Origin of the sequence: Acetobacter syzygii (assembly GCF_000964225.1) — a bacterium.
GTDB lineage: Bacteria > Pseudomonadota > Alphaproteobacteria > Acetobacterales > Acetobacteraceae > Acetobacter > Acetobacter syzygii.
Window position 1 is genome coordinate 89,270 of sequence record NZ_BAMZ01000021.1, and the last position, 17,596, is coordinate 106,865.

Consider the following 17,596-nt stretch of genomic DNA (forward strand, 5'->3'; position numbering starts at 1 on the left):
CCTCAGACCTGCTCCACGCGGGAAATACCTGCCAGTGTGCGCAGTTTTTGCCCAAGCAGTGGTGTAACCTTGTACCCTCCCCGCAACCGGATTTCCACATCGCAGCTTTCCGCCACACCGGGAAGCAGCACAATGCGCCCTGCCCCTCCTTTCTGTTCACCCAGCACGGTTTGCAGGGCAGGCAGGGCCTCCTCCTTATCCAGCCATATCCGCATTTCGCTCTGGCCTTGCGCAGCAGCCTGCTCCAGTTCCACAATGTCGGACGCGGTTATGCGCATGGCCTCCCCCTCCAGCTTAAGCTCGGCTGTTACCAGCACGGCCCGCCCGGCTACCAAACTTTCGCGCACCCGCCCCAACACTTCGGAAAACACGGTCACTTCGCACCCACCCGTAGCATCGGACAGGCGCACCCATGCCATTTTGTTCCCCGTGCGGGTTGGACGTTCCTTGCGGTCCACAACGCAACCTGCAATTTTAACCCGCCCGACACCTGCTTCCGCCACAGACAAAAGCTGCGAGGATTTGACTACCCCCAGCTTGCGCAACACCGGCCCATAGGAATCCAGCGGGTGCGCTGTCATGTGGAAACCAATAGCCTCCGCTTCCATCGCCAATTTTTCAAACTCAGGCCAGTCCGGCCCATCGGCCAGACGCAGAGGCTCCTTTTCTCCTCCGCCCCCAAACAGACCGATCTGCCCCGATGCCGCCTCCTGCGCCTGACTGTGCGCCCGGCGCAAAATGGCATCCGCTGAATGGAAAACCCGTGCGCGGTTTTTATCCAGGCATTCGAATGCACCAGCTTTAGCCAGATTTTCCATTTGCATACGATTGATGTGCTTGGGGTCAATGCGGCTTGCAAAGTCTGCCAGATCGGCAAAAGGCGTGTTGCCACGGGTTTCGACCAGAACTTCCATGGCACTAAAACCAACTTTTTTAATCGCAGCCAGTGCGTAACGGATGCCATATTCCCCATTGGGCAGAACCTCAACGGCAAAATCCGCTTCTGAGCGATTGATGTCGGGCGGAAGAACGGTAATGCCCATACGCTCGGCTTCCTGCCGTAGGGCTGCCAGCTTTTCCGTCCGTTCGCGCGCAAGGGACATACAGGCAGCAAGGAAGGCCACAGGGTGGTTGGCCTTCATCCATGCAGTCTGATAGGAAACCAAAGCATAAGCCGCGGCATGGGATTTGTTAAAACCATAGTCCGCAAACTTGGCCATAAGGTCAAAGACCTCCACCGCCTTGTCATGGTCTATGCCGCGCCCGGTTGCGCCTTTGGTAAAGATCTCGCGCTGGTGGTCCATTTCCGCCCGGATCTTTTTACCCATGGCGCGGCGGAGCAGATCGGCTCCACCCAGACTATAGCCTGCCATTTTCTGGGCAATCTGCATAACCTGTTCCTGATAGACCATAATGCCATAAGTCTCTTCAAGAATATCGCGGATTTCCTCGTGCGGTGGCTCCCATGCCTCACCATGTTTACGGCGGCAGTAATCGGGAATATTGGCCATTGGACCGGGGCGGTAAAGTGCAACGGCCGCAATCAGATCTTCCAGTCGGGTCGGGCGCATCTGTTTGAGAACATCGCGCATACCCGCGCCTTCAAACTGGAATACGCCTGCCGTATCCCCCCGGCTGAGCATATCGTATGTTGGGCCGTCATTCAGGGGAATGCTTGCCAGATCAACCGTTTTGCCCATTTTTTGGATAAAATCCACACCCCGTTTAAGGATGGTCAGCGTGGTCAGCCCCAGAAAGTCGAACTTGACCAGACCGGCCTGTTCAACAAACTTCATGTTATACTGGGTGACCAGCGTATCGCTCTTGGGGTCTCGGTACAGCGGCACAAGTTCGACCAGCGGACGATCCCCGATCACCACCCCTGCGGCGTGGGTACTGGCGTGGCGGAACAGCCCTTCCAGTTGCTGGGCAATTTCAAGCAGTCTGCGCAATGCCTCGTCATTATCACGCATTTCCTGCAATTTTGGCTCGCCTGCTATGGCTTCCTTGAGCGTTACAGGCTTTGCTGGATTGTTGGGAATAAGCTCCGCCACGCGGTTGACCATGCCATACGGCAACCCCAGAACGCGCCCCACGTCCCGCACTGCTGCGCGGGCCTGCAACTTACCAAAGGTAATAATCTGGGCTACACGGTCGGCCCCATATTCGCGCCTGACATATGCAATGACCTCGTCCCGTCGGTCCTGACAGAAATCGATATCAAAGTCAGGCATGGACACACGTTCGGGGTTAAGGAACCGTTCGAACAGCAGGTTAAAGGGAATGGGGTCAATATCCGTAATGGTTAAGGCCCATGCCGCCAGCGAACCAGCACCCGACCCACGCCCCGGCCCCACGGGAATATCATGCGCTTTGGCCCACTGGATAAAGTCCGCCACGATCATAAAGTAACCGGGGAACCCCATTTTGGAGATAATATCCAATTCAAACGCCAAGCGCTCGCGGTAGCGGGTCTGCAATTCCTCATCGAGCTGCATGGTGGACATGCGGCGCTCCAGCCCTTCCCTTGCCATGGCGCGCAGGGTCTCATCCTCCGTCGCGCCCTCCCGCACCTTGGGGCATACTGGCAGCAGGGGCTTGCGCGTTTCCACCTTGACCGCGCAGCACCGGGCAATTTCAAGCGTGTTGTCGCACGCATCGGGCAGATCCGCGAACAAGGCGCGCATCATCTGTGGCGGTTTAAACCAGTGCTCGGGCGTTACGCGGAAGCGGTCTTTTTCCGCCATGGTCCGGCCTTGAGCAATACAGACAAGGGCGTCATGCGCCTCGTACATTTCCGGCTTGGGGAAAAAACATTCGTTTGTGGCAACAAGGGGCAAGCCAAACTGGCTGGCCAATGCCAGAACGCCCGGTTCCACCGCTTTTTCCATAGCCAGACCGTGGCGATGCAACTCGACAATCAACCTGTCATTAAAAGCTTCGTGCATTCTGGCAAGCCAGCGGGTTGCCTCGTCCTTCTGCCCTTCGGCCAACATCTGGAATACGGGGCCACGTGTGCCACCAGTCAGCAAAAACAGCCCTTCTGCCCGTTCGCACAGCACGTCCATGCTAACAAACGGGTCGGACGGGTCGGATGTTTTAAACCCTTGGGAAGAAAGGAACTGAAGATTGGCCAGCCCCACCTCATTCTGCGCCAACACCACAACCGGCTCGGCTGGTGCGCCCGGTTTGTCGTTACGGGCTGGCAGGCCAATCTGCGCGCCAATAATAGGCTGAATGCCACTTTTTGTGCAGTACTGTGAAAATTCCAGTGCCCCGAACAAATTGCCCGAATCGGCAATAGCCACGGCAGGCATACGCATTTCCTGCGCCAGAGCAGCAATTTCCGGCACACGGATCGCACCCTGACTCAAGGAGTAAGCAGAATGCACACGAAGATGAACAAAATCAGCGTAGGACATACCCCTCTATAGCACAGGCAGCCCCCCTCTCCACCGATTGCGTAGACTTAAATCGGATGTAACCGCGCCACTCCACCCAGCCCCCGCGACTGGAAACACATACCGATCAGCACTAGACTACAGCACTTTCACGCTCTGGGGTGTATTCCCCCCATGGGTGTTCATCTGTTTTTCAGGATATTTCATGCGGATTATCAGATCCAGAACAGAGCTTGCCACACAGGTTGCCCAATGGCGTACAGAAGGGGCAACTATTGGCACTGTTCCCACAATGGGCGCGCTCCATGCTGGGCATCTGGCCCTTGTTAACGCACTGGATGGTGTGGTGACACGCCGGATTGTGACCATTTTTGTCAATCCCATCCAGTTCAACAACGCAGCGGACTTCCAACTTTACCCACGCGGGCTGGAAGCGGATGCAACCCTGCTGCAAAACACTGGCAAAGTAGATGTGCTCTATGCCCCCGATGAGGCCGACATGTACCCACCGGGGTTTGCAACGCGCATTATGGTCTCCGGCCTTGATGAGATGCTGTGTGGCGCGGACCGGCCCGGGCACTTTGATGGCGTAGCAACGGTTGTGACCAAACTGCTGCTCCAGACCGGGGCGAGTGTTGCTGCTTTTGGTGAAAAAGATTACCAGCAGCTCTGCCTGATCCACCGGTTTGTGCGCGACCTTGACCTGCCCGTGCGCATAATCCCCGTCCCCACCGTGCGCGAAGCGGATGGACTTGCCCTATCCTCACGCAATCGCAGGTTAACCCCTCCACAACGCGAGCAGGCTAGCGCGCTACCCACTGCATTAAAAACCTGCATTACCGACCTTCAAACAGGCAAACCTGTTGCCACCTGCCTGCAAACATGCCGCGAAAACCTGAAAATTCATGGATTTGACGTGCATTATCTGGACCTGCGCATGGGGGATACATTGAAGGAAGCCCAGACAGCCACACCGGGCACACGCCTGTTTGTTGCCGCCAGTCTGGGAGAAATTCGCCTGATTGATAATATGCCTGTTACGTAACCCCATAAAACCACCAACCTGCAACACAAGGAAAAACACGATGAGCATAACCCGCCTGGACCCGGAAGAACGCCTGACCGGTGCGGTCATTCACAACGGACTGGTTTATCTGGCAGGGCAGATTGCTGACGATGCCTCGCTTGATGCGCAAGGGCAGATGGCGGACATTCTACGCCAGGTCGATGCCCTGCTTGCCAAAGCAGGCACGGATAAAAGTCGCCTGATTTCCGTTCAGATTTTTCTATCAGACATGAACGACATGGCCGCCATGAACCGCGCATGGGACGACTGGCTGGACAAAAACAACAAACCTGCCCGCGCAACCGTACAAGCCAAACTTGCTGACCCATCATGGAAAGTGGAATTAACCGGCATTGCGGCATTACCCTAAAAAAAACCAATAGACAGCTCTGGCAGCCAGCCTGTTCGATTTGTGCAGACCTTATGGCAAGCATGCAACAATAACCCGGCCACAAGCGCCGGGTCGCTGCCAGTGCCTCCTTCCCAGCAACACATACATGCCGCGGACTTTGGAAGACCAACCATGAAGGAAACAGAACAGACCGCCCTGCACAGCGCAGCAGCCGCACAAAAACGGCGCGTTCAGGAAGAACAGCTCAACATGGCTTGGAAGAACGGCCATATACCCGCCTTCACCCAAGCACTCTCAGCTATAGCCAAGGCACAGGGCATGGCAGAGACAGCAAACAAGGCAGGCATCAGCCGCCAGGCTCTTTACAAGGCTCTTTCCGACAAGGGGAATCCCAGCTTATCAACCCTTATGGGTATTATGAAAGCCCTTGGTATTCAGGCAATTTTTCACCCAACGGCAGAAGATGCCAAACAGAAATCCCATTAACAGATAAGGCTTTTATGCCCGAACCCGCCATGATTTTTATGTAGGTGCAAGGGGAACGCAGGAGACGAAAAGACACCACTTGCATACAATAAAAGTACAACCAGTCCCTGCGCAGAAGGCAGACGGCTTGAATTTTTTAATTGTGTGGAGAGATGTGTGGTGGCTCCCGAAGTAGGACTCGAACCTACGACCCAGCGATTAACAGTCGCTTGCTCTACCAACTGAGCTATTCGGGAATAATAATTTTTTCAACCACTTAGCAACATAGTGTCACCCAGAATTTCTCAACCCGTGGCGCTCTGTGTTGCTGAAAGGGTGTATAACGGCAACCCTTTGAGGGTGCAAGACCCTTTTTATATTACAAAATGTTAATTTAAACCCTCCTCCAAAAGCCACCTGTAACTGAATGATCGCCTCCTCACCCACCCCTGCCCCCATGGCCTTAAAAGCAGGGAAGTAAAAGACTGTTCGGCACCGGTCCATGCGTGTCTGCGCATCCAAAACATCATCGCGGCACAAGAACCCAACAGGGATTTTTTTCATTTTCTCCTCCCCTTAACCGGGACACCACTGCCAACTCGGTGTAAAGAAAAAGACATGAGCGCACCTGTTCCCCCTTCATTTCCGCGCCGTGCCCTGTTCTGGGGGGCCGGAGGTTGCGCCATTGCTGGTGGTTTTGCCCTGCTTACCCACCACCACAAACCCAGAACACCACGCAAAGAACCCGATGGTGTTTACCGCAAGCTCAAGATCGGCTGGCCGGAAGCCAGCATGTCCCCCGTGCTTGCTGCTGCGTTGGAAAAGAATTTTTTTGCCCAGTACAATCTGGACGTGGACCCCCTGCCCAACATCCATAACGGGCAGGAGGCGCTGGATGCCCTCGCCCATCAAAAGACTGCCTATGCACTTGCCCCCGCACTAACATGGCTCCAGCACTTACATGCTGGCCTGCCTGCCCATCTGGTTATGGGGGTGCAATCGGGCAGTCGCCGCCTGCTGGTCCGCCGCAGCAGCGGTATTACACGGCTGGACCAGCTTATGGGCCGCAACGTAGCCGTGCCCGACCAGAATGCAGCAGACAAGCTGTTCTTTTGTATTATGATGCGCCGTAAAGGCATGGATGCGCTCAACCACATCAACTGGATTGACCTGCCAATCCAGCAGATAGAACAGGCACTCCATGACCAGAAAATAGATGCGGTGGTCACGCATGATGCTGATGCGTGGATTTTACTCCAGAACCACCCCGACCTTTTATACGAACTGGTCGGCAGCGATACCGGGCATTATGCCGCACGCACCAGCCTTATTCTGGGTGTTGCGGACACAGCGCAGGAACATGACCCAACAGCCGCAACGGCACTGGTTATGGCCCTGCGCGAGGCAACCTTGTGGGTGAACACCCACAAAGATGATGCCGCAACCCTTATTGCAGATAACGCAGCAGGCCTGCCTGCCACCAGTGCCCGCAACATGTTGCACAACGAACCAACCATCCACCCGCTTGTCGGCCACGCGCTGCGCGAACAGATTGCCCAGTACTGCGACGAACTCCAACTTGTGGGAATGCTGGGGGAGGAGGAAGATTCCACTGCCCTCGCACACCGCTATACGCTCAACGTTCTGCACGAATAACTGTAACGTCCCGAGTTATTGGCAAAGACTACGCCACTCCGGACGAATGGACTACGTATGAGGTTAGGCACCATACATTACAAAAAAGCCTAGTCCTGCCGCTGCTGTTTGCTAGGCAGGCGCACCTCGCTGACCAGAACACCAAGAATAACCAGCGCTCCCCCCACCAAAGCCCGCGCAGGCAGGTATTCGCCCGCCAAACGCCCAACCAGCCCGGCCCACACAGGCTCCCCTGCATAAATGAGGGTTGCCCGGGTGGGGGATACAGTTTTTTGCGCCCAGTTCATAACCAGTTGAATAACGGCACTCATGACCCCAAGGCCCAGAGCGGGCACAACCCACCACCACGCAAAGGCTGGCACATGCTCCCCCATAACGGGCATGGCTGCAAAAGCCAGAAGCCCCGCCACAAACAACTGCACAATAGCGACCCGAAAGCTATTGATGGCGGGGGAAGCAAAGCGGCTGATCAGCACAACCTCCATGGCAATGGCAATGGTGCTGACAAGGGTAACGACCTCACCAAACTGGAGGCGCAGATGGGTTATGGCCTGTGGCCCGGTCAGCAGCACCAGACCACAAAAAGCAAACAGCACCCCAAGCCAGACCATAAGATGCGGCGGCCTGCGGAAAAAAAACCACTGCAAAAACGGCACCACAGGCACATACATGGCTGTAATAAAAGCGGACTGACTGCTGGAAATACTCCCCAGCCCAACAGTTTGCAGCGCATAGCCAAAAAAAATGGCCACTCCCACACAGGCCCCCGCACGCACCTCACGCAAGGTCAGGTCCAGTAGCAACCGGCGGAACAGCAGCATGGAGAGCAGGGCCGCCGTGGTAAAACGCAGCCCTACAAAAAACATCGCCCCCGTATAGCGCATGGCCGTATGCACGACCAGAAACGTAACACCCCACAGGACGGTAATACAGACCAGCGCCCATTCCTCGCGCGAGAAGGTACGGAACGCTATTTTTTCCCGCACAGGCAGGGACTGGTCAGGCAAGTCTGGTGCTCCCGGTCCCGGCTTTTCTGGCAGCGGCGGACCTGTTTTTATTCTGGCTGGGTCTTGTTTTATAGGGTGGTATACTTGGAACCACAAACCCCGACAAGGCAAACCCTCCTTACTCTTTAAAGAGGATAATTTGATATCAAAGCTATATGTGCCTCATTTCCATCATTCTGCCGTGTGCCTTCCAATGCAGTTAAAACGCATCCAAAAGCAGAAAAACAAGTAGATGACAAAAAACCTGAATTACATTCAGCCTCTTGAATTATTCTGCAATGTGGTAGGTTATATTGCGTAACACAACCTACCACATTTAACTTCATGTGATGGAATTCACTTCCGTCTGGCGTGATGTGTTTTCTTTATCTCGGCTTCGCTGAAATAATATATTCCAGCATGGGGCAGTTTGATCCCAAACCGATGCTGTTCCCGATAAGGAAGTCCTTCATCTTCAGGAACAATATCAGTTCTAATGTCCTCAATCTCTCCAACGAAATCAAGATCGTAGTTTCTGGGCCAGCCGGTATAGACGCGAACCATATCACCTACTGAAAACGGGTGACAGGTTCCTTTCTATTATAAAGAATACCTATTTTAGATAATATTTTTAATAAAAAATCTCTCATAACTGATTGACCTCGTGTTTTTGCCCTACGACGAGCAATATTAAGCATCAACGTCATCCCTGGCGTCGGGCGGGTCGTAGCGTGTTCACACGAGGTATAGGCACGCCCTGCTTATTTCCCTTGGGCGATGGAATGAGTGCCCCCATTCACCGCCTTGGCTCGAAAGCCGGGTGTTGCATTAGGCAGGCCACCCGACATAGGGGGCGACCTCGAGTGAAAAGGCGCTACGACACGCCAGTTCCCAACGTATGGGAAAACAGGTTTTTCAGCAATGTTTTTCCTGATTACGGAAAAACATTGAAATACACTTCCTTATTTTAATCAGGCTATATTTTATAAATCTGGTCAAAGCACTTTTTGAAATCAAATAAAAAATATCTCATATCCTGTATGGATACGGTAATCCTGATCGGTTTTTCCTTGTGCTTCGCATTCCAAAGAGTAATTGATTCGATTTGTTTGATCTTATTGGGATTGTAATGCAGATCGCCATGGGCCAAGGCATGCCTTACAAAATAGATGAATTCTAGATAATTGAGCGTCCCCGCTGCCTCGGATTCAAAGGGTATCGGTGGAGGTTTTCCTCTGAAGTGCCTGATAAATTCCTTCCCTTTGGCCGATTTTTCAAAAGGATGAATGAAGGCACCCAAAAAGGTATTGATCAGTTGGGTGACCTCACAAAGGTCATAAGCCTGATAACTTGCTTCGATAAAATCCAAGTTGATGAAGGACCGCCTCATGATCTCCACGAAGAGGCGGCACAACATAAGAACTCTGCTTATCAGATACTTATGGCTCCCAGTCTATAACCCCCTATTTTAACCCGCTTACAAACCGCGCCATACGCGTGCAGGCCTCGGCCAGCACATCATCCGATGTCGCGCAGGACAGGCGCAGGTAGGGGGACTGGCCAAAGGCAGAACCGGGAACAGTCGCAACAAACTCTTCTTCCAACAAAGCGGTTGCAAAGTCATGGTCCGTGTCTATCCGCCGTCCACCAGCTGTTGTGCGACCAAGGCAGCCAGCCACGCCCGGATAAGCATAAAATGCGCCCTCTGGCATGGCACAGGTCAGCCCCGGCACGGCGCGCAACGCCTGCACAACGGCAGTACGCCTGCGGCTATATGTTGCGACCATTGTGCTGATCAGGTCTGGTGGCCCATCCAGTGCGGCAGCCGCAGCCGCCTGTGCAATGGAACAAACGCCAGATGTAGCATTCCCCTGCACGCCGCGCATGGCGGCAATAATATCCGCAGGCCCCCCGGCAAAACCAACCCGCCACCCGGTCATGGCATAGGCTTTGGAAACACCATTGAGCGTAATGATACGGTCTTTAAGGTCTGGTGCCACAGCAGCAATAGAAGCCGAACGCCCGCCTTCAAACACCAGATGTTCGTAAATCTCGTCCGACAAAATCCAGACATCGGGGTATGCACGCAAAACTTTTGCGATTTCCGCCAGATCTTCCGCCGGACATATGGCACCCGTAGGGTTGTTGGGAAAATTCAGCACAACCCAGCGCGTGCGCGGCGTTAGAGCCTGCGCCAGAACATCGGCCCGGAGCCTAAAACCATCTTCTTCCGCGCAGGGCGCAAAAACCGGCGTTGCCCCAAACATGCGGGCAATCAGCGGGTAACTCACCCAGTAGGGCGTTGGTACAACGACCTCATCCCCCGGATTAAGGGTTGCCATAAACGCGTTAAAGATGACCTGCTTACCGCCGTTGGAGACCATAATCTGCTCAGGCGTGTAATCCAGCCCGTTCTCCCGCGCGAATTTACGGGCAATAGCCGCCTTGAGTGCGGGCGTACCATCCACTGGTGGGTATTTGGTCTGCCCGTTTAACGCGGCCTGATGCGCCGCCTCCACCACTGCTGGAGGCGTTGCAAAATCCGGCTCCCCCAGAGCGAGCGAAATAACCGCCCGCCCTTCCGCCTTGAGTGCCCGGGCGCGCCGGGCCATCTCTATGGTTGCGGGGGCGGGCAGACCATTCAGGCGGTGTGCAAAACTCCGGGACATGGCTTACAGCAGACTTTCGCAAAAACGCTGGATACGGGTGCAGGCATCCCGCAGGCTCTGCGTATCCGTAGCGTAGGAAATGCGCATATACCCCGGATACATAAAGGCAGAGCCATGCACGGCGGCCACGCCTTCCTCTTCCAGCAGGGCGGTTACAAAATCTTCGTCCGTATTCAGAAGTTTTCCACCTGGAGAGGTTTTTCCCAGACATTTTTCAATACATGGGAACACATAAAATGCCCCCTGCGGCACCGCACACTCCATGCCTTTGGCCTGGTTGATCATGCTTACCACCATGTCACGACGCCCCTGATAGGTGTCCACCATGGTCTGAATAAAGTCCTGCGGACCTGTAAGAGCTTCCACCGCCGCGGCCTGCGCAATGGAGCAGGTGTTGGAGGTGGACTGGCCCTGCAACTTGTTCATGGCTTTGGTCAGTTCCACCGGCGCGCCAGAAAAGCCAATCCGCCACCCTGTCATGGCGTAGGCTTTGGAAACACCGTTCATGGTTACTGTGCGGCTACGCAGGCGGGGTTCCACTTCCACAAAAGTGGCAGGGCGGAAGCCATCATATGCCAGTTTGGCGTAAATATCGTCCGTAAAAATCCACACATGCGGGTGGCGCAGCAGCACATCGCACAGCGGTCGCAGATCCTCGGCGGAATAGGCAACACCTGTGGGGTTGCATGGCGAGTTCAGGAACAGCCATTTGGTGCGTGGCGTAATCGCTGCCTCCAACTCCTCCGCCTGCAACCTAAAACCATTTTCGCGCTTGCAGGGTACCACTACGGGCACGCCCTCAGCCAATGTGACAATATCCGGGTAGGACACCCAGCAGGGGGCGGGAATAATGGCCTCATCCCCCGGATTAAGAGTTGCCATCATGGCATTGTAGATAATCTGCTTACCACCGGTGGAAACAATAATTTCCTCAGGCGTGTAATCCAGACCGCTATCAAGCCGGAAGCGTTCTGCCACGGCTTTGCGCAATTCAGGTGTACCCGCCACATCCGTATAACGGGTCTGCCCTTCTGCAATGGCCTTTATGGCAGCCTGAGCAATGTTGTCCGGGGTATTAAAGTCCGGCTCACCCGCGGAAAGACTGATAATATTCCGCCCTTCGGCCTTCAGCGCGCGCGCACGCGTTGAAATGACGATTGTCTGGCTAGGGCTGATCCTGTTCAGGCGGTCAGCAACAAGGCTCATGGTTTTCTTACTTTCCGACACAATATTGTAAGGCACCCACCACCGGACAAAACCCGAAGTCCTGCCTGTGGGGCAGATGCGCTGCTCCGGCGCGCACAGTAATCCTCTTCCGGCCATGGCGGAACCGGAGATTCCACTTGCTCTATCTTTTTTGTTCTGCGCGCCCTCTTCCCCTGTTATGCGAGCGGAGGACGACAAGAACCACAACCCAGTTCCACGCGGCGTTTATGGTGCCTTTATTGCTCCGTGTGCTGCACATTCAAACAGGGCTTTCTGCCGCACCTGCTCCGCACTCAACCCGCTCGCGCGCATGGCACGCACAGATAGCGCTCCATCACGCTTGGCAAGGCGGCGGCCCGTTGCATCCCTCAGCAGGGGGTGGAAGGCATAAGCCGGGGCTGGCCAGCCCATAAGGGTCTGCAACAACCGGTGCAGACTGGTCGCCGCGCACAAGTCCTCCCCCCTTGTAACCAACGTAACACCCTGAGCCGCATCATCATACGTGACGCACAAATGGTAGGATGCTGGCACATCACGCCGGGCCAGAACCACATCACCAAACAGATCAGGCTGGCAGGGCACCGGACCACAGGCAAGATCATGATAGACCAGAGGCCATACCCCCTGCTGCTCGGCAACCAGCCTGCGGGCCTGCTCCACGGCACGCTCCATATTCAGCCGCAACACATAGGGCTGACCGGCCTCCATACGGCGTAAACGCTCCTGCGCGCCAAGGTGGCGGCACCGGCCGGGGTAAAGCAGACTGCCATCTGGAGCCGTATGAGGGGCGGAGAACATGGCAGCGCTCTCTCGCGCAATGTCTGAGCGGGTGCAAAAACATGGATACAGCACCCCCATCCCCGCAAGCACATCCAGAGCCTCCCTGTAAGCCGCCATACGGGTGGACTGGTATAAAACCGGACCTGCTGGCACCAACCCCAGCCATGCCAGATCTTCCAGAATACCCGCAGCGAACGCAGGCTTGCAGCGCTGGGGGTCTATATCCTCCATCCGCACAAGCCATTGCCCATGGGGCTGGGCAAAACGCCACCCAAACAGCGCCGATGCAACGTGCCCCAGATGCAGGGCACCTGTAGGGCTTGGAGCAAAACGTGTGACCCAGTCTGTTTTGCAATAGTCACTATACTGTAATCGAATAGTCATAATGCTCTTACCAGATGCGCAATGCAGCCAAATAGCCAGCACTATTGCTCCGCATTTTCTTGCCACGTCCTGTTTGGTCTGCAATAGTCTTGGCGGAGATTATCTCGACGACGCACTTCTGATGGCGGTCGGCTTGAGTTTTTGGACCCCCTTCGGATCTGTGTTCTCGTGCAAACGGGGAGACATGTCTTGGCCGATGGCAGTACTTTAAACTACCCAGCCCTTGTTCTAAACGCAGACTTCCGCCCACTATCCTACTTTCCGCTGTCTCTATGGCCATGGCAGGATGCCATAAAGGCTGTGTGCCTCGACCGGGTTTCGGTCCTGAGCGAATATGACATGGAAGTGCACTCACCCAATCAGGCTTTTCGCCTGCCCAGCGTTATTGCCCTTAAGGATTATATTCCCGCCGCCCGCAAACCGGCTTTTACGCGGTTCAATGTTTTTTTGCGGGACAATTTTTCCTGCCAGTATTGTGGCAAACAGCACCCCACGCAGGAACTGACGTTTGACCACGTTATTCCACGCTGCAAGGGTGGCCGCACAAGCTGGGAGAATGTTGTAACCGCCTGTGGCTGCTGCAATCTGCGCAAAGGCCCGCATATGCCCCACCATATTGGTATGCTGCCCCGCCGCACGCCGGTGCGCCCCACATCCTGGGAGTTGCAGGAAAACGGGCGGGCATTCCCCCCCAATTACCTGCACAAAAGCTGGCGGGACTACTTATACTGGGATGCGGAGCTGGAGGGATGACCCTTCCGCCGCACCCTAAACGTTAGCGGGTGTAGCTATAGCCGTATTCATCCGCCAGTTTTTGCAGATCAGGCGCATTCTTCAGGTCCAGAGGCAGGGGTTTGGCTTTGGCCGCGCCCAGAATAAACCCGCCATTGCTCATACGCTGGCAGGTATTGGCCGCCAGCGGAAAGCTGAGGAACATAGGGCCGGCCATCTGCTTGTGCAGGCAGCTTACATCTGTATCCACCATGGGTACACGCCCGATTTCGGACGAACACCCGGCCAGCAGGAAGCCCCCTGCCGCCATTATCCCCAAAGCAAATCTGTTTGTTTTCTGCGTCACGGACCAGCTTACCTTTGTTCCCGCCTGTTGAGCGGCCTTTTGCCACCGGTTACCCCGGCGCGTTCCATGGTGCCATGCCTGCCAGCCCACAACCAGAGAGCGCATGGCACCCCCCCTTTCCGCTGGCTGCATGACAAACTCAGGGATTGTGCTCAGCTTACCTCGTAACCTGCGCCACGCATGGCATCACGCAGGGAGGATACGCCAACGCGTGCGGGGTCATATGTTACCTTAACCTCACCGTTTGCCAGATTAACGTCCGTACTTTCCACTCCGTCAATCGCAGCCAGCGCACGTTTTACGGCAGAAACGCAACCGTCGCATGTCATCCCTTCGACCATAAAGCTTGCTGTCGTCTGGCTCATTGCGTTTGCATCCTTTTTACCTGTTGTACCCGTGGTGGTTGTTATACCCCCATTCTACCTCTTCCATAACGCAACTCCGCCTTGAAGCGAAACAATGATGTGCCCCTCATTCCCGCTGCAAAGCATGATATAAGGGGCACATGCCCCACTTTGCGCCCCCTCCGCCGCTTATGGCAGACCCAGCCCCCTTCTGGCGGAACAGTTTTGTGCACCGGCTTATGCTGGCAACGCTGATCAACCAGATGGAAAACCGCCTGCTGGCGGAAAACAGCGCCACGCATACGCTGGAACACTGGCTGCACGAACACGGCCTGCTTGGTCGGGCAGACACACTCCGGGTCGAGCGCGAACGCACGGGACAACGCCTGTGCCCCCCCGACCTGGCAGCGGCTCTGGACCTGCCCACCAGTCAGGGCGAGCAATGCCTGCGTTACCGTAAAATTCGTCTGGTTGCGCACAACCGGACCTATTCGGAAGCCGAGAACTGGTTTGTGCCAGAACGCCTGACCAAGCCCATGACCGAAGCGCTTGAGCAGACCGACACACCCTTTGGCCGGGTTGTGGCCCCCCTGCGTTTTACCCGCCAGTTGATCCGGCGCGAGACCCTGTGGTCCCCCCTCCCCCCGTTGTGGGAGATGCAGCACCACATACCCTCATCCCCCCATAGTGCAGAAGCAGAAAATGGGGAGGACGCCCCACTGGACCTTCCTCCCCATTTTTTCCGGCATATCGCTCTTTTACGTCGGGATGACGGCACACCATTTAGTCTGGTGGTGGAAACCTATACGCCGCAATCTTTTGCGTTCACGCCACCAGCAGTGGCTTCATCTTGAAAAAAACAAAAGTGCGGCCAGCGGGTTGCTGGCCATAGTAGCCCGCTCTGGCATACACAGGACAAACCATGCCAGAGCGGAAAAGAAAAGCTTAAATCAAGCCTCTTCCCCCATACGGGTTTTATCCACAAAGTTTTCGGTCGCATCATCCAGTGCGCGGGTTTTACGCCCACCCGGACCATGCACATACAGGTCTTTACGGTCCAAGCTCTCCACCGCATCCGGCTGCATGGGCATAAGGTAACGTGCAGGACGCTGATGGTCAGCAAGCTGAAGCTCGGGGTTAAACACCGAGTTAAACTTCCACAGCATCTTCACAAAGTTGGTCTGGCCGTTTTTCAACAGGTTAACCGCGATTCCTGCCGTATCCTTGAGCGCCTGCCACCCCATATGCTTGGTGTTGAGCACCTGCTGGGTTTTGACGAGTTCTTCATAGAACTCAGGCAAAGGTAGCGTTGTGGGCAGCACGGCGTGCTGGATATCAAACAGGCGATAATCGCGCGTGGTCAGGCGGCGCGCTTCCTTGTGCCAGATTTCCGTGCCCGGATAGGGGGTTGTGACAGAAATATTCACAATATCCGGAATTTCCAAACACCACTGCCGCACAGCCTCAAAGCGCGCACGATCCCAGGATGGGTCGGCAATAATGTTAATGGCCACAATCAGCCCCAGCGAGCGGGCATATTCCAAAGCCTCAAAGTTCTTATCAAGCGAGACGCGCTTGCGGAACTGTTTAAGCCCCTCCTCATCGACGGCTTCCATGCCGATAAAGATGTAGGACAGACCGATCTCGCTCCAGACCTTGAACACTTCCTTATTGCGCAACAGCACGTCTGCGCGGGTTTCAAGGTAATATTCTTTTTTAATGCCACGTTTTTTAATTTCGTTGGCAATGGCCATCCCATGTTCTTCGTGCACAAAGGCCACGTCATCCACAATAAAGATGCCGGGTTCCTTGATTTCTTCCAGCTCGTCCGCAATGACCTGCGGGCTGGCCGTGCGGTAGGAACGGCCATAAAAAGTCCATGCCGAGCAGAACGTGCAGTCCCATGGGCAGCCACGGGCAAATTCAATGGAGGCTGCGGGGTCAAGCGTACCAATAAAATACTTGTTACGGTGGCGCAGCAGGTCACGCGCGGGGCGGACCTCATCAAGGGATTTAACAAAAATCGGGGGTGGGCCTTCCCCATCCAGCGTTACGATGCCCGGAACTTCCAGAATATCCGTGCCCTTCTGCACGGCATCAAGCAACAGACCGACCGTAGCATCGCCCTCACCCTTGAGAATGCAGTTGACCGTGCCTTCGGAGAGTTCCAGCACATCTTTGGCAATGAACGAGACCGAGTGACCACCAATAAACTGGAAAACGAGTGGAAAACGGTAACGGGTTTCGCGGCACAGATCGAGGATTTCGGGCACATTGGCCAGATAGCTTCCAGAGTAACACACCACATCGGGCTGGAATTCTTCTACCAGCTTCCAGTAGTCTTCGTGTGTTTCCGCCTGAAGGTCGATAATCCGTACATCATGTCCGGCATTCCGCGCAGCACCGGCCACCAGTTCCAGCCCCAGCGGCTCCAGCCGCAGGAAGACCTTGGTGTACATCAGGGCGCTAGGATGAACCGCCAGAACTTTCATGACATTCCTTTCTGCCTACTGCGGGCCAGGAACGCAAACAGCATCCCACTTTACCCATAACGCTAAAGCATAAGAAACGATCATATATAAGAAATGGCATGTCTTGCCCTGCCTTGCCGCCGGGTATCTCCCATGCGCAAGACGTTTACCTTGGCGGTTTTCCGCCATTTGGTCGCCCCCGACGTATGCACAAGGCACAACGCCGGGGTGTGTCCTGCCTGTATTAGGGCAGGATTTCCGTTTCTGCGAAGAAGAAGCGGATTTCGTTTGCAGCATTTTCGGCGCTGTCGGAACCGTGCACGGAGTTTGCTTCAATGCTTTCAGCAAACTGGGCGCGAATGGTCTGGGGGTCGGCCTTTTTGGGGTCGGTAGCGCCCATGACTTCGCGGTTTTTGGCAACGGCATTTTCGCCTTCCAGAACCTGCACCACGACCGGGCCAGAAATCATGAAGGACACGAGATCGTTATAAAAAGGACGGTCTTTATGCACGGCATAAAAAGCACCAGCCACAGCGTGGGAAAGCTGGACGCGCTTCTGGGCAACAATGCTCAGACCTGCATCTTCAAACACGGCGTTGATCTTGCCGGTCAGGTTGCGACGGGTTGCATCCGGCTTGATAATGGAAAGAGTACGTTCTTTAGCCATAAGGCCCTCCTTAGATATAAACGCAGATATCCGCCTTGATCTGGCGAACGCTCAGCGTTTCCATCTAGAGC

16 protein-coding genes and 1 tRNA gene are annotated in these 17,596 nt (G+C 55.1%); 6 read left to right on the plus strand and 11 right to left on the minus strand.

Annotation, left to right across the window (positions count from 1 at the left end; all coding sequences use genetic code 11):
- Positions 1-2: 2 nt before the first annotated feature.
- Positions 3-3,422, minus strand: a complete 3,420-nt coding sequence (gene dnaE, locus Absy_RS08560) for a DNA polymerase III subunit alpha (protein WP_048854321.1) — start codon at positions 3,420-3,422, stop codon at positions 3-5.
- A gap of 184 nt (positions 3,423-3,606) precedes the next feature.
- On the opposite strand from dnaE, the gene panC reads away from it, so the two are divergent.
- From panC to Absy_RS08575, 3 genes are all read left to right on the plus strand, one after another.
- Entirely contained in the window at positions 3,607-4,446 is an 840-nt protein-coding gene (gene panC, locus Absy_RS08565) for a pantoate--beta-alanine ligase (RefSeq protein WP_048854322.1), read from the plus strand.
- Between the two features lie 40 nt (positions 4,447-4,486).
- Positions 4,487-4,837, plus strand: a complete 351-nt coding sequence (locus tag Absy_RS08570) for a RidA family protein (RefSeq protein ID WP_048854323.1) — start codon at positions 4,487-4,489, stop codon at positions 4,835-4,837.
- Positions 4,838-4,990: 153 nt separating this feature from the next.
- Positions 4,991-5,305, plus strand: a complete 315-nt coding sequence (locus tag Absy_RS08575) for an addiction module antidote protein (protein ID WP_048854324.1) — start codon at positions 4,991-4,993, stop codon at positions 5,303-5,305.
- A 160-nt stretch (positions 5,306-5,465) separates the two neighbouring features.
- Here the strand turns inward: Absy_RS08575 and Absy_RS08580 are convergent.
- Positions 5,466-5,541: transfer RNA gene (locus Absy_RS08580), tRNA-Asn, on the minus strand.
- Between the two features lie 361 nt (positions 5,542-5,902).
- Between Absy_RS08580 and Absy_RS08585 the strand changes: the two genes are divergently transcribed.
- On the plus strand, positions 5,903-6,940 hold the full coding sequence (locus tag Absy_RS08585) for an ABC transporter substrate-binding protein (RefSeq protein ID WP_048854326.1): 1,038 nt from the start codon (positions 5,903-5,905) through the stop codon (positions 6,938-6,940).
- A gap of 89 nt (positions 6,941-7,029) precedes the next feature.
- On the opposite strand, the gene Absy_RS08590 is transcribed toward Absy_RS08585, so the two are convergent.
- From Absy_RS08590 to gluQRS, 5 genes are all read right to left on the minus strand, one after another.
- Positions 7,030-7,947, minus strand: a complete 918-nt coding sequence (locus Absy_RS08590) for a DMT family transporter (protein WP_245614782.1) — start codon at positions 7,945-7,947, stop codon at positions 7,030-7,032.
- A 955-nt stretch (positions 7,948-8,902) separates the two neighbouring features.
- Positions 8,903-9,295, minus strand: coding sequence for a hypothetical protein (locus Absy_RS08595; protein WP_245614783.1), 393 nt, complete (start codon positions 9,293-9,295; stop codon positions 8,903-8,905).
- A gap of 94 nt (positions 9,296-9,389) precedes the next feature.
- Complete coding sequence (locus Absy_RS08600; RefSeq protein ID WP_048854329.1) at positions 9,390-10,595, minus strand: pyridoxal phosphate-dependent aminotransferase; 1,206 nt, start codon at positions 10,593-10,595, stop codon at positions 9,390-9,392.
- A 3-nt stretch (positions 10,596-10,598) separates the two neighbouring features.
- On the minus strand, positions 10,599-11,801 hold the full coding sequence (locus Absy_RS08605; RefSeq protein ID WP_048854362.1) for a pyridoxal phosphate-dependent aminotransferase: 1,203 nt from the start codon (positions 11,799-11,801) through the stop codon (positions 10,599-10,601).
- Positions 11,802-12,026: 225 nt separating this feature from the next.
- Positions 12,027-12,965 carry a tRNA glutamyl-Q(34) synthetase GluQRS gene (gene gluQRS / locus Absy_RS08610; RefSeq protein ID WP_048854363.1) on the minus strand — a complete coding sequence of 313 codons (939 nt, stop codon included), beginning with the start codon at positions 12,963-12,965 and terminating at the stop codon, positions 12,027-12,029.
- 189 nt (positions 12,966-13,154) lie between these two features.
- Here gluQRS and Absy_RS08615 point away from each other — a divergent pair, with 189 nt between their 5' ends.
- Complete coding sequence (locus Absy_RS08615) at positions 13,155-13,718, plus strand: HNH endonuclease (protein ID WP_048854330.1); 564 nt, start codon at positions 13,155-13,157, stop codon at positions 13,716-13,718.
- A gap of 22 nt (positions 13,719-13,740) precedes the next feature.
- On the opposite strand, the gene Absy_RS08620 is transcribed toward Absy_RS08615, so the two are convergent.
- Positions 13,741-14,007, minus strand: coding sequence for a hypothetical protein (locus Absy_RS08620; protein ID WP_048854364.1), 267 nt, complete (start codon positions 14,005-14,007; stop codon positions 13,741-13,743).
- A gap of 188 nt (positions 14,008-14,195) precedes the next feature.
- The gene (locus tag Absy_RS08625) at positions 14,196-14,408 is read right to left on the minus strand and encodes a heavy-metal-associated domain-containing protein (protein WP_048854331.1); all 213 of its coding nucleotides are present in this window, start codon (positions 14,406-14,408) and stop codon (positions 14,196-14,198) included.
- A 140-nt stretch (positions 14,409-14,548) separates the two neighbouring features.
- Between Absy_RS08625 and Absy_RS08630 the strand changes: the two genes are divergently transcribed.
- Entirely contained in the window at positions 14,549-15,241 is a 693-nt protein-coding gene (locus tag Absy_RS08630; RefSeq protein ID WP_048854332.1) for a hypothetical protein, read from the plus strand.
- 96 nt (positions 15,242-15,337) lie between these two features.
- Here the strand turns inward: Absy_RS08630 and hpnR are convergent, their stop codons facing one another.
- Both hpnR and ndk read right to left on the minus strand, forming a co-directional pair.
- Positions 15,338-16,879, minus strand: a complete 1,542-nt coding sequence (gene hpnR, locus Absy_RS08635; protein WP_048854333.1) for a hopanoid C-3 methylase HpnR — start codon at positions 16,877-16,879, stop codon at positions 15,338-15,340.
- 223 nt (positions 16,880-17,102) lie between these two features.
- On the minus strand, positions 17,103-17,525 hold the full coding sequence (gene ndk, locus Absy_RS08640) for a nucleoside-diphosphate kinase (RefSeq protein WP_048854334.1): 423 nt from the start codon (positions 17,523-17,525) through the stop codon (positions 17,103-17,105).
- Positions 17,526-17,596 lie beyond the last annotated feature (71 nt).